The sequence below is a fragment of the Wandonia sp. genome, assembly GCF_984588085.1.
In genome coordinates this window covers 33419-45341 of record NZ_CFIGVI010000012.1, presented here as the reverse complement: position 1 = coordinate 45341, position 11923 = coordinate 33419, and the positions used below count along the sequence as shown (strand labels likewise).

At 39.9% G+C, this 11923-nt stretch carries 12 protein-coding genes; 6 read left to right on the top strand and 6 right to left on the bottom strand.

Annotated features, from left to right (window positions below; translation table 11 throughout):
* The 3 genes from gatB to lpxK are packed head-to-tail and all read right to left on the bottom strand — an operon-like array spanning position 1 to position 3298.
* Positions 1 to 1461, bottom strand: coding sequence for an Asp-tRNA(Asn)/Glu-tRNA(Gln) amidotransferase subunit GatB (gene gatB / locus AC4PL9_RS06910; protein ID WP_491604019.1), 1461 nt, complete (start codon positions 1459 to 1461; stop codon positions 1 to 3).
* 9 nt (positions 1462 to 1470) lie between these two features.
* Positions 1471 to 2283: a purine-nucleoside phosphorylase gene (locus AC4PL9_RS06905; protein ID WP_491604018.1), complete on the bottom strand. Its 813-nt coding sequence runs from the start codon at positions 2281 to 2283 to the stop codon at positions 1471 to 1473.
* Complete coding sequence (gene lpxK / locus AC4PL9_RS06900) at positions 2255 to 3298, bottom strand: tetraacyldisaccharide 4'-kinase (RefSeq protein ID WP_491604017.1); 1044 nt, start codon at positions 3296 to 3298, stop codon at positions 2255 to 2257. The genes AC4PL9_RS06905 and lpxK overlap by 29 nt, the downstream gene beginning before the upstream one ends.
* Before the next feature lie 110 nt (positions 3299 to 3408).
* Here lpxK and AC4PL9_RS06895 point away from each other — a divergent pair, with 110 nt between their 5' ends.
* Genes AC4PL9_RS06895 through AC4PL9_RS06885 form a run of 3 tightly spaced genes read left to right on the top strand, consistent with a single transcriptional unit; the run spans position 3409 to position 7239 of the window.
* Positions 3409 to 5334, top strand: a complete 1926-nt coding sequence (locus AC4PL9_RS06895) for a tetratricopeptide repeat-containing sensor histidine kinase (RefSeq protein WP_491604016.1) — start codon at positions 3409 to 3411, stop codon at positions 5332 to 5334.
* Positions 5335 to 5385: 51 nt separating this feature from the next.
* The gene (locus AC4PL9_RS06890; protein WP_491604015.1) at positions 5386 to 6480 is read left to right on the top strand and encodes a Nif3-like dinuclear metal center hexameric protein; all 1095 of its coding nucleotides are present in this window, start codon (positions 5386 to 5388) and stop codon (positions 6478 to 6480) included.
* Between the two features lie 3 nt (positions 6481 to 6483).
* Positions 6484 to 7239 carry a zinc ribbon domain-containing protein gene (locus AC4PL9_RS06885; protein ID WP_491604014.1) on the top strand — a complete coding sequence of 252 codons (756 nt, stop codon included), beginning with the start codon at positions 6484 to 6486 and terminating at the stop codon, positions 7237 to 7239.
* Positions 7240 to 7314: 75 nt separating this feature from the next.
* Here the strand turns inward: AC4PL9_RS06885 and AC4PL9_RS06880 are convergent, their stop codons facing one another.
* The 3 genes from AC4PL9_RS06880 to AC4PL9_RS06870 form a co-directional block, all read right to left on the bottom strand.
* Entirely contained in the window at positions 7315 to 8253 is a 939-nt protein-coding gene (locus tag AC4PL9_RS06880) for an FKBP-type peptidyl-prolyl cis-trans isomerase (RefSeq protein WP_491604013.1), read from the bottom strand.
* Positions 8253 to 8852 carry a BamJ family beta-barrel-assembly machinery protein gene (gene bamJ, locus AC4PL9_RS06875; protein WP_491604012.1) on the bottom strand — a complete coding sequence of 200 codons (600 nt, stop codon included), beginning with the start codon at positions 8850 to 8852 and terminating at the stop codon, positions 8253 to 8255. The genes AC4PL9_RS06880 and bamJ overlap by 1 nt, the downstream gene beginning before the upstream one ends.
* A gap of 174 nt (positions 8853 to 9026) precedes the next feature.
* The gene (locus AC4PL9_RS06870; protein ID WP_491604011.1) at positions 9027 to 9845 is read right to left on the bottom strand and encodes an enoyl-ACP reductase FabI; all 819 of its coding nucleotides are present in this window, start codon (positions 9843 to 9845) and stop codon (positions 9027 to 9029) included.
* A gap of 218 nt (positions 9846 to 10063) precedes the next feature.
* Between AC4PL9_RS06870 and AC4PL9_RS06865 the strand changes: the two genes are divergently transcribed.
* Genes AC4PL9_RS06865 through AC4PL9_RS06855 form a run of 3 tightly spaced genes read left to right on the top strand, consistent with a single transcriptional unit; the run spans position 10064 to position 11901 of the window.
* Entirely contained in the window at positions 10064 to 10624 is a 561-nt protein-coding gene (locus AC4PL9_RS06865; RefSeq protein WP_491604010.1) for a 30S ribosomal protein S16, read from the top strand.
* A 6-nt stretch (positions 10625 to 10630) separates the two neighbouring features.
* Positions 10631 to 11185 carry a ribosome maturation factor RimM gene (rimM, locus tag AC4PL9_RS06860; RefSeq protein ID WP_491604009.1) on the top strand — a complete coding sequence of 185 codons (555 nt, stop codon included), beginning with the start codon at positions 10631 to 10633 and terminating at the stop codon, positions 11183 to 11185.
* A complete protein-coding gene (locus AC4PL9_RS06855) occupies positions 11185 to 11901 on the top strand; it encodes a tRNA1(Val) (adenine(37)-N6)-methyltransferase (protein ID WP_491604008.1) in 717 nt (238 codons plus the stop codon). The genes rimM and AC4PL9_RS06855 overlap by 1 nt, the downstream gene beginning before the upstream one ends.
* The last annotated feature ends 22 nt before the right edge of the window (positions 11902 to 11923 follow it).

Genomic DNA, 11923 nt, shown 5'->3' with positions numbered 1-11923 from the left:
TTATTTTTCTAACAATTCACGCATTAGTTTATTGGCTGCTTTCGGATCTGCTTTTCCTTTGGATACTTTCATTAATTGTCCCATAAAGAATCCAACAAGTTGTTTTTCTCCGTTTTTATAGCGTTCAACTTCACCTGGATTATTTTCCATTACTTCTATGATAAACCCTTTTATACTTGATTCATCATTTTCCTGAAGGAGATTCATCTCTTCAGCTACCTGAAGAGCCGTTTTATTCGGAGTATTGATCAATTCGGGAAAGATACGTTGAGAAGCAACCGAATGAGAAATCTTCCCTTCTTCGATTAGCTTGATAATCTCTGCAATGCGTATGGCTGAAACAGGAAAATTTTCTATTTCAATTCCCATTTGGTTTAAGTAGGATTTAACTTCTACCATTACCCAGTTTGCTGCCGATTTATAGTTTTGCGTATTTTCAATCAACTGCTCAAAATACAACGCAATCCCTTTGTTATCAGTAAGAACCAAAGCGTCGTATTCCGACAGGCTTAATTCCTGTGTATATTTCATGAAAAGATCACGCGGAAGAGCTGGTAGTTTGCTTTTTACGGATTTGATGTAGGATTCGGTAACTTGTAAAGGTAATAAATCCGGTTCCGGAAAATAACGATAATCATTGGCTGCTTCTTTCGAACGCATCGCTATAGTTATTCCTTTAAGCGCATCAAAAGAACGTGTTTCCTGAAAAAGAGTTTCCCCGTTTTCAACAGCCTGTATCTGACGTTCTACCTCGAACTCAATGGCGCGCTGAACATTTCGCATAGAGTTCATGTTTTTGACCTCTACTTTTGTCCCAAAAGTGGAGCTTCCTTTCAGACGTACAGATACATTGGCGTCACAACGAAGCGATCCTTCTTCCATATTCCCGTCACAAATGTCAAGGTAGCGAACCAGTTTACGAACTTCGGTAACGTAGTTATAAGCTTCCTGAGAGCTTCTGATATCCGGTTCGGAAACGATTTCAAGAAGAGGAACTCCCGCACGGTTAAGATCGACCAGTGTATCAAAAGGATCAACATCGTGAATACTTTTTCCGGCATCTTCCTCCATGTGAATACGTGTAAGGTTCACTGCTTTTTCCTCCCCGTTTTCGTCTTTTATGAAGATGTGACCACCTGTACAGATAGGAGTTGTATCCTGTGTAATCTGATAACCTTTGGGAAGGTCAGGGTAGAAATAATTTTTTCTGGCATAATGCATGGTCGGGGCGATGTCGGCATCTACAGCCAGTCCCAAACGAACAGCATACTCGATTACCTTCTTATTGGGGCGAGGCAGTGTTCCGGGATGTCCCAGAGAGATAACACTGACGTTTGTGTTGGGAGCAGAGCCATATTCATTGGCATCATTGGAATAGGCTTTTGATTGTGTCAAAAGCTGAGTATGTACCTCGAGTCCAATAACCACCTCATATTTATCACGGATAGATTTATCTAACATATTTGTTTCTTAGATTCTACTAATCAATTCTTTCATTATCAGTGTCATTTTGGGCTCCTGACGGGAAGCTACATTGATGACATCCTGAACACTTACTTTTTTAATTTTTCCTGGTACTCCCAGGTCGGTAATGATAGAAATCGCAAACGTTGGTATTTCCATGTGTCGGGCTACGATTACTTCCGGCACTGTTGACATTCCTACAGCATCTGCTCCGATTACACGAACATATTTGTATTCAGCCGGAGTTTCTAATGTCGGCCCTGTTAATCCTAGATAAACACCTGTAGAAACTTTGATACTGTTTTCCTGTGCTATTTTTTGAGCGAGCTCAATCATCTCCGTGTCGTAAGATTCACTCATGTCAGGGAATCGCGGCCCCAATTCATCAATGTTCTTACCGATTAGCGGATGAGAAGGCATCAGGTTAATATGATCATTTATGACCATGATCTCTCCAACTTCAAAGTCAGGATTAACTCCTCCCGAAGCATTCGAAACAAATAAGCGCTGAATTCCAAGAATTTTCATCACCCGAACAGGAAAGGTAACCTCCTGCATAGAATACCCCTCGTAGTAATGAAAACGTCCCTGCATCGCAACGACGGATTTTCCTCCGAGTCTTCCCAGAATCAATTTCCCTTTGTGACTTTCAACTGTAGAAACAGGGAAATGAGGAATACTTTCATAAGGAATTTCATCAACAACTTCGATTTCTTTCACCAAGCCACCCAGCCCGGTTCCAAGAATGATACCAATTTCAGGCTGTATGGATGTTTTACTCTGAATAAATTCAGCTGCTTCGTTTATGGCTTTCAACATATTGTATTATTTCATTAGTAAACTTTCCACTGGCTTCAATATTGACCTCTATCGGGAGCATGAACCAGGGGAATTTATTTATCTCATGTTTAAACTCTTCTGTAAGCAGACGCATAGCATCTTTTACCGTTGTCACGATAATTGCTTTTTCGGGGGTAAAATTACGGAATATTTCGTGAACGCGATGGATATCTTGGAGGGAAAAACGATGGTGGTCGGGGAATACTACCGGAGTAATTTTTGCTTCCAAAGATAAATATTCCCGGATGGGTATGGGATTAGCAATTCCTGTTACAAGAATGATCTCTGAAATATCCGAAGATTTTGAGTGTCCTGATAGTGGAATTAGTGAGCCATAAACAACAGAAGAAAAGAAAACCTGTTGCGGATTGTGAAACGTTGAACGATAGTGTTTTTTGTTTCGTTCAGATACTTCCGGAGGGCATTTGGAAAAAACACAAAGGTCAGCTCGTTTTTCTCCGTTCTTCCACTCTCTTAAGTTCCCCGCAGGTAGCACAAAGTCGTTAAAAAAAGGACGAGAGTAATCACTGATAAGAATCGACAGACCAGCCTTAACAGCTCTGTGCTGAAAGGCATCGTCCAGTAAAATTACATCAGTATCCGGGAACTGTTCCAGTATCTTTTCAATACCTGTTTTTCGTTTTTCACAAACAACTACCTGCACATCGGAACCGAATTTCGATTTGTACTCCAGAGGTTCGTCTCCGACATTTGTTGCAGTAGAATCTGTCGTGACAACTAAAAAACCTTTCGTTTTTCTTCCATATCCTCTGCTGAGAATAGCGATGTTATACTTGTCCTTAAGAAAGGATGCCAGATATGCTACATGAGGCGTTTTTCCTGTTCCTCCAACACTAAGGTTTCCGACGATAATGGAGGGGACAGGGATTTCATAAGAAGAGAAAATACCGATTTTATACAACAGGTTGCGGACTCCGGTGATCGTACCGTAAAGAATTGAAAACGGCAACAATATAAGTCTCCATCGGTTCATAGGAATCAAAGGTAATAAAATTGTAAGTCTGTAATGTCAATAAGAGCAAGGACATTGAATAATGTTCTCTTCAACCTTTCGGAAATGAAATATTTACATATATTTGGTTTATGAGGTGTAGCTTATCTTTTTACAGGATACTGACTCGTCCTGAGCTTTTATGCGGCCTGTTTTTGTTGTTGGTATTTGCTTCATCAGCGCAGGATGATAAAGCATCGTCTGTAAGTATATACCGATCGAAAGCAGATGCTTTTTATGGGACAAATCCGGATTCATCGCTACATTATATCAAGCTGGAAGAAGAGCAGGTTAAAAAAGCATTTTCCAGAGAAAATAAGGAAGAGTATCATAATTCTCTCGGGGAGATAAACTACTTTATTGGAGTTCTGTATCACAGGATGGGGGAATTTGATGAAGCTATGGAAGCATACAGGGTTGCTTTGCAACAATACCTGCAAGGCGGAGATCAGAGAGGGCTTTCACTCACTTTAAGTACCATAGGAATTACTTACATGTCTCGTGGAGATTATGTGAAGGCGTTGAAATATTTTAAGTTAGCTCTCCGAATCAAGGAGCGGATAGGGGATAAACAGGGAGTAGCTTATGTTTTGAATAATATCGGTGTTGTTTTCAGAGATTTGGGAGATTATGATGCTTCTGTTGACTATTTTAAACGTTCCTACCTGATTTATGAAGAAATAACAGATTCATCCGGAATGGCTATGATCCTGAATAACCTGGGGGCTTGTTTTAGCAAGGACGAAAAGTTCTCTGTAGCACGAGAAAAGTATCTGGAAGCTTTAACATTGAGAAAAGCATTAAAAGATACGGTCAATATGGCTTCTACTCTGAATAACCTTGGAGTTGTTTCTTTTCGAATGAAAGAGTTTGGAGAAGCACAGGGATATTATGATGAATCATTACAAATTGTCGAGCGTTTCAGGGATTTAAAGGGAATGGGACATACATATCTGAACCTTGCGGAATTATATTCTGAAAGCGAACAACAAAATAAAGCGATAGCAATGGCTAAAATGTCGCTTGAATTGGGAACAAAAGTTGAGAATGTTGAGATACAGCGTCGCAGTTCCAGATTGTTGGCAAAATTATATGATGAAAAAGGGGAGTCCGGGCTGGCGGCAGATTTCTATGAACGCTCATTGAAACTACAGGAAGATCAGACAAGTGACGAGTTGAGAAAAGCAGCCTTAAAAGAAGCTGTGAAATTTGACTTTGAAAAACAAATGGCTTATGAGCGAATGAGTCAGGCAAATAAAGAGAAGGAGAAGAAAAGAGATGCTAACCGACAAAAGCTGATAACTACTTTGGTTTCGGTTATGCTATTACTTGCCATTATTGCGATCATTGTAGTGTTGAATCGACTGGCTGTGGTGAATCGAAAGAATAAAATTATAGAAGCGCAAAATCACGAACGTCAATTACTTCTGAAAGAAATACACCACCGGGTAAAGAATAATTTCCAGATCATTTCCAGTTTACTCCGTTTGCAGGCCGGGAATCAGGATGATGAGCACGTTGTGGAGGCATTTAATGAAGCTGTGCAGCGTATTCAGTCTTTAGCTATTGTTCATGAAATGATCTACAAGCAGGAAGATTTTTCTAACATTAGCACAACTGAATATTTTCAAACTTTAATCAGAAACCTTGAGGCGTTGACTCTGGATAAAAGGGTTGTTTTTACTTTCAAAGATGAGTTGGGGGCGTTGGATAGTGAGTTGCTTTTTCCTCTCGGTATAGTTATTAATGAGTTGGTTACTAATTCTTATAAACACGCTTTCGGAAAGGATGTAAATATTCAGCCCCGGATTGAAATTAGACTAAAAAAAGAAGATGACCTGATCTATTTGTATTATCGTGACAATGGAGTCGGCTTTGAAATTAATGAAAGAAGCAAGTCGTTTGGAATGGAATTGATTCGTACGATCATTGAGCAGTTTGACGGTGATCTTGAAAAGGTTAAAACAGAGGATGGACTTTCCTTTATCCGGCTGACTATCCGGCCGGATTCTGCCTGATCTGGTTTCAGGAGTAAACATTGTTGTACTTTTGTGGCAGATAAATAAGCTATGAAGATAAAAGATATAACAGATTTTTTAGAGCGAAAAGCACATCTGGCAACTCAGGAAAGTTATGATAATAGTGGTTTGTTGGTAGGAGATAATCAACAGCAGGTTACGGGAGTTCTTATCTCGCTGGATTGCACGGAAGATATTATTGACGAAGCCGTTCGGAAGGGATGTAATCTGATTGTTTCTCATCATCCGATTGTGTTTAAAGGTTTGAAGTCCCTGACCGGTAAAAATTATGTAGAACGAACAGTCATAAAAGCTATTCAGTCCGGGGTTGCTTTGTATGCAATCCATACCAACCTTGATAATTACAGATTTGGTGTGAATTTTGAAATAGGGCAGCGATTAGGGTTGAGTAACCTGAGTGTTTTATCTCCTGTAAAAGGAAAGTTGAGTAAACTGGTTACATATGTACCTAAATCACATTTTGAACCGGTACGAGAGGCTGTTTTTTCAGCTGGAGCGGGGACTATTGGTGAATATGATAAATGCAGTTTTTCATCAGAGGGATTGGGATCTTTTCGCGCACTTGAAAATGCCAGCCCGTATGTAGGAGAAAAAGGACAACTGCATGAAGAATCTGAAATCCGGTTGGAAGTGGTTCTTCCGGAATACCGTGAGGGAAGTGTTGTGAAAGCAATGCTAGCTGCTCATCCTTATGAAGAAGTGGCGTATGATCTTTTCCCGTTAAAAAATGAAAATCAATTCGAAGGTGCCGGAATGGTAGGTGAGTTAGATACTCCTGTGGAGATGATAGCTTTTCTGGAAAAAGTAAAGCAAGAATTTTCCTGTGGAACAATACGTTATACGGATCTTGTGAAAAAGGAAGTGAAAAAGGTTGCTTTTTGTGGAGGATCAGGTAGTTTTTTACTTAATCAGGCGATTCGTTCAGGAGCAGATTTATTTATCACAGGAGATTTTAAATATCATGAATTTTTTGATGCTGATGGTCATATCGTTATCGCTGACATCGGGCATTATGAAAGTGAGCAGTTTACAATTGAATTAATTGGTGATAGTATCAGGAAAAATTTTACTACCTTTGCCGTTCATTTGACAGAGTTAAATACGAATCCAGTAAATTATCTATAGCGCATGGCTACTAAAGCAAAGAAAAACGAAGCGAGTATAGCTGAAAAATTAGATGCACTATTCAATCTTCAGAAGATTGATTCTGAAATCGACCGAATCAGAACCATTCGCGGTGAGTTGCCTCTTGAGGTAGAGGACCTAGAGGATGAAATAGAAGGACTTTCAACACGGGTTGAAAAGTTGGAAGGTGAATTGTCAGACGCAGAGTCGGCAATAGCAGGTTATAAGAATACGATCAAAGAAGCTACTGCGGCTATTGAAAAATACAAGGAGCAGCAAAACAATGTTCGTAATAACCGTGAATATGAATCGTTGAGTAAGGAGATTGAATTCCAGACGTTGGAGATTCAGTTGAGTGAAAAGCGTATTAAGGAAGCAAAATCCGATATCGAGAACAAAAAAGAGGTTGTTGCTACCGTTAAAGAAACGTTGGAACGAAGAAAAGGAGATCTTGATGCGAAAAAAGGAGAGTTGGATGAGATCGTAGCTGAAACACAGAAGGACGAAGAAGATCTTGTAAAGAAATCAGAGAAAGCTCGTCAGTCAATCGATGACCGTCTTCTTTCTGCTTATGAGCGTTTACGTTCTAATTCAAGAAATGGTCTTGCTGTAGTTCCGATCGAACGAGATTCTTGTGGTGGATGTTTTAATAAGATCCCACCTCAACGTCAAATGGATATTCAGGCTAAGAAAAAAGTTATCGTTTGTGAGCATTGCGGACGAATCCTTGTTGGTCAGGATATGATTGAAGATATTTAATCTTTCAATATAATTGAATAAAAAAGGTTGTCGATGATTCGACAACCTTTTTTTATGAGTTGAAAGTTTACTTTGTTACTTAAAGTCAACCAGTTCGATCCGGAAAACAAGAGTTGTGTACGGTTGAATTCCTTGTGTTCCCTGATGACCATAACCTAATTCATAAGGAACATACAGTTTGTAAATACCACCTTTTCGCATCAACTGTAATCCCTGTTGCCATCCCTGGATCACTCCGTTTAGAGGAAAGCTAACTGGTTCAGGTTCCTGTGCATTTGATTCTACAACCTGTCCGTTTATTAATGAAAGCGTATAGTAAACCGAAACAGTAGAGTTCAAAGTGGGTTTTGCTCCTGTACCTTCTTTGATTACCTCAAACTGTAGTCCGTTGTCAGCAGTTGTAACTTCAGGACGTTGTTTGTTTTTCTCCAAAAATGCTTCTCCTTCTTTTTTCGTGAGCGAGCTAAAGTATTCAGAGATGATAGATACCTGATCGTTAATCGGAATCAGAGTGTCGTAATCAAAAGTACCGTCTTTAAATCCTTTTTTGATCAGATCGGCATTCAATTGATCGAAAACCCCTCTTTTAGCTAAAGAGAAACGAATTTCAAATCCTCGCATAAAGCCCATACAATCCGAAGCTCTGTTAGGTTTGATATGCATCGTGTCAAATGAGCCCGGAGTTCCAAAATAGGTAGAAAGTAGTTCATTGCAATCATCCGCTCTACTGGAGTCCGAAGAAGCGATCCCGGCGTAGAAACCATTTTTTAATGCTTCCTTATTAAAGTATTGACTGTATTTCTCCGAATCCGTGTACTCGCGCAAGTCTCCTGCTGAGTTAAAACCAATAGAATACGCTACTTTATCATCCAGAGTCGTAATTTGAAGATCGTCAAATTCATTACTTGTGGTAATAATCGAATTCTTTCCTTCTGTATCTTCCGTTTCCGTATTCTTTTCTCCACACGAGAATAAAAGGACCGGCAACGAAAGAAGTAGTGCTGTCTTTTTCATTAGGCAACTGAAATTAATTCTACATCAAATATTAATGTCATGAAAGGCTTGATCGCTCCACCCGGATGCGGATTTGCTCCGTACGCCAGTTCCTGAGGAATGTATAAACGGTATTTGGCACCTTCTGACATTAACTGAAGTGCTTCTGTCCATCCTTGAATAACCTGATGAACTCCAAATTGAGCAGGCGTTCCGCGCTCGATAGATGAATCAAATACAGTTCCGTCGATTAAAGTTCCGTGGTAGTGAACAGTTACTGTGTCCGACGCTGAAGGTTTTTTACCATTTCCTTCTGTAATAACTTCATACTGAAGACCACTTTCAGTTGTGTGTACACCTTCCTTTTGTGCATTTTCTTTCAGGAAGTTCTCTCCCTCGACTTTAAACTGCTCAAATTGTTTGGTTGTTTTCTCCTGAATAAACTCCTGAATAATCTGATTTGCCTGTTCAGCATTAAATTCCGGTGCATTTTGATCAAGTATATCGGTTAACCCTTTCAAGAATCGCTGAGGGTCAATCTCAGTCAAATTCTGTCCGATTAAGCTCCCGGCTACACTCATACCGAGGCAATAACTTGCATCCTTTACATTGTGTGACATAAATCTTAATTTTTTACAAAGATAATCTTATCCTGTAATTTGTCAGGGAGAGTTATTCGTGTCTCTCTGATTTCAGCTGAAATTCCTGATACTCGTTAAGTAAGATGGGCTTTTATCTAAAAGAAAACCCTCGCCGGGTAGACGAGGGTCGTATCTGATTTGTATCAAAATAGTTTATTCGATGTTTCCAAACTTCTCAATAACAGGTTGAGTAACTCCGGTGTTTGAGAAACCTCCGTCATGGAAAAGGTTTTGCATGGTAACGTAACGGGTAAGGTCCGAGAACATTGCCACACAATAGTCGGCACACGCCTCAGCAGATGCATTTCCAAGTGGTGACATCTGGTCCGAGAAATTAATGAATTCATCAAACCCTTTAATCCCCTGTCCGGCAGTTGTTACTGTCGGAGATTGAGAGATTGTATTCACACGTACTTTTTTCTTAATTCCGTAGTGATAACCAAAGCTTCTTGTGATAGATTCCAACAGTGATTTGGCGTCTGCCATATCATTGTAATCCGGGAAAATACGCTGTGCGGCAATATACGTAAGCGCTACAACAGAACCCCATTCATTCAACGCATCCATTTTATGAGCCGTAGCCAGTGTCTTATGAAGAGATCCGGCAGAAATGTCAAGTGTCTGGTTGTAAAACTTATAATCAATACCTGTATAGTGTTTCCCTTTTCGCACATTTGGTGACATCCCAATCGAGTGAAGAACGAAATCGATCTTACCTCCCAGGTGTTCCATTGCTTTAGAAAATAGATTCTCAAGATCTTCAAGGCTTGTTGCATCAGCAGGAATAACCAGGCTGTTTGTTTTTTCAGCCAGATCGTTAATAGCTCCCATTCGCATAGCAATTGGTGCATTGGTTAATACAAACTCAGCTCCTTCTTCATGTGCTTTCAGAGCCACCTGCCACGCGATAGACATATCGTTTAACGCCCCGAAGATGATTCCTCTTTTACCTTTTAATAGATTATTAGCCATAATGATTAATTTCTGTTCTAGTTGGGGGCAAATTTATAATAAAAATCGATTACCCGTTCCAATCGGAAAAAACTACCCTGTTTCCCGGTTGAGGTTCTCGCTTTGGTTCTTATTTCTTCTGAACGTTTGGTTTTTCGAAAATATAGCGTAAATTTGCACCCTTGAATTAGTTTTTTTATATTATTAACCGGGGTTTCGCACTCCAACTAATAAAAATTATGGCAACAAAAATCAGATTGCAAAGACACGGTAAAAAGCGTAAGCCTTTTTATCACATTGTTATCGCTGATGCGAGAGCAAAGAGAGATGGTAAGTTTATCGAGAAAATCGGTACATACAACCCGAACACCAATCCTGCAACAATCGATGTCGATTTTGATCGTGCGTTAAACTGGGTTCAGACTGGGGCTGAAATGACTGATACAGCTCGTGCAATTCTTTCTTACAAAGGTGTATTGTTCAAAAACCACCTTGTAAAAGGAATGCAGAAAGGTGCATTGACTGAAGAGCAGGTTGAAACAAAGTTCAACGAGTGGCAAGCTGCTAAAGAAGCTAAAATTACTGCTAAGAAAGATAACCTTTCGAAAGCAGAGCAGGATGCATTGGAGAAGCGTTTGGCTGCTGAAGCAGAAGTAAATGCTGCCAGAGCGAAAGCAATTGAAGCTAAAAACGCTCCTGAAGAGGAAGTAGTTGAAGAGGCTGAAGTTCCTGCAGAAGAAGCAGCAACAGAGGAAACTCCAGCTGCAGAAGGTGGTGAAGAAGAGACTGCTGCCGAGTAAAAAGAGATGACGAAAGAGGAATGTTACTTGTTGGGTAATGTCGCCCGTCTCTACGGGTTCAAAGGTGAAGTAATGATTTACCTGGATGTAACCGATCCTCTTGAGTATAGCGAATTGGAGTCAGTTTTCGTGGATATTCACGGACAACTGACTCCTTTTTTTATTGAATCAATTCGGATTCAGAATAAGAATTTTGCCCGTGTTCGATTTGAAGGTGTGACCACTGAAGATGAGGCAAAAGAGATTTTGAAAAAAGAACTATACCTACCACTTTCATTTCTTCCGGAACTGGAAGGAACTTCTTTCTATGATCATGAAGTTATTGGTTTTGATGCGGTAGAAACCCATTTTGGACAGGTTGGAAAAGTGGTTGCGATTTTAGATCACGCAGCAAACCCGCTTATTCAGATTGATGCCAAAGGAACAGAAGTATTAATTCCACTTTCCTCTGATACGGTGTCAAAAGTCGACCGATCAAATAAAACGCTTCATTTTACCGCTCCTGAAGGTTTGATAGAACTCTATCTGTCCGGAGAAGAAGCAGAAGATAAAGATCAGTAATGTCACTTTTTCGTTTCAAACATTTTTCTGTAGAGCAGGAAGGATGTGCAATGAAGGTTGGTACCGACTCTATGATTTTTGGTGCCTGGCTGGAAGTGGATCCTTTTCCGAAAACTATTTTGGATGTAGGGACAGGTACTGGGGTGTTGTCACTTATGATGGCACAAAAGTATCCTAGTGCAAAAATTGATGCCGTTGAAATTGATCCAAAAGCCTGTCAGGTAGCGCAAGCAAATTTCAGAACGAATCAACTAGGTGAAAATTGTTCGGTTTGGGAACAGGACTTCTTAGTACTACCCGAAGACAAAAAGTATGATCTGATCTTGTCTAATCCTCCGTTTTTTGAGAATGCTTTGAAGTCAGGGAGAGAGCAAAAAGACAAAGCACGTCATACGGATTCATTACCCTTATCTTCCTTTTTCGAGAAATCATTCCGGTTGTTAGCAGACGGAGGTACTTTAGCACTGGTTCTCCCGGCAGATACAATGGGAAAATACCAGAAAGCGATTGCAGGTTTGTATGTGCATTCTGAATTAACGGTATATGCAAAAGATGAGTTGGTCAAAAGAAAGTGTGTTACTTTCAGGAAATCCCCTACCAACCCAATAACACAACAGAGTCTGATTGTTCGGGAAAAAAGCGGGATGTATTCTGATGCATATATTGAATTGACGAAAGAATTTCACGGAACAGAATTGAAAAAATCTATATCCTGATTTCTACTTCCGAACTGTTTTT

Coding starts and splice junctions, on each gene's coding strand:
- bamJ (WP_491604012.1), bottom strand. CDS start 8,852: ATGTCACACAATGTAAAGGATGCAAGTTATTGCCTCGGTATGAGTGTA.
- AC4PL9_RS06855 (WP_491604008.1), top strand. CDS start 11,185: ATGTCACTTTTTCGTTTCAAACATTTTTCTGTAGAGCAGGAAGGATGT.
- AC4PL9_RS06890 (WP_491604015.1), top strand. CDS start 5,386: ATGAAGATAAAAGATATAACAGATTTTTTAGAGCGAAAAGCACATCTG.
- AC4PL9_RS06905 (WP_491604018.1), bottom strand. CDS start 2,283: ATGTTGAAAGCCATAAACGAAGCAGCTGAATTTATTCAGAGTAAAACA.
- AC4PL9_RS06865 (WP_491604010.1), top strand. CDS start 10,064: ATGGCAACAAAAATCAGATTGCAAAGACACGGTAAAAAGCGTAAGCCT.
- AC4PL9_RS06885 (WP_491604014.1), top strand. CDS start 6,484: ATGGCTACTAAAGCAAAGAAAAACGAAGCGAGTATAGCTGAAAAATTA.
- lpxK (WP_491604017.1), bottom strand. CDS start 3,298: ATGAACCGATGGAGACTTATATTGTTGCCGTTTTCAATTCTTTACGGT.
- AC4PL9_RS06870 (WP_491604011.1), bottom strand. CDS start 9,845: ATGGCTAATAATCTATTAAAAGGTAAAAGAGGAATCATCTTCGGGGCG.
- gatB (WP_491604019.1), bottom strand. CDS start 1,461: ATGTTAGATAAATCTATCCGTGATAAATATGAGGTGGTTATTGGACTC.
- AC4PL9_RS06895 (WP_491604016.1), top strand. CDS start 3,409: ATGAGGTGTAGCTTATCTTTTTACAGGATACTGACTCGTCCTGAGCTT.
- rimM (WP_491604009.1), top strand. CDS start 10,631: ATGACGAAAGAGGAATGTTACTTGTTGGGTAATGTCGCCCGTCTCTAC.
- AC4PL9_RS06880 (WP_491604013.1), bottom strand. CDS start 8,253: ATGAAAAAGACAGCACTACTTCTTTCGTTGCCGGTCCTTTTATTCTCG.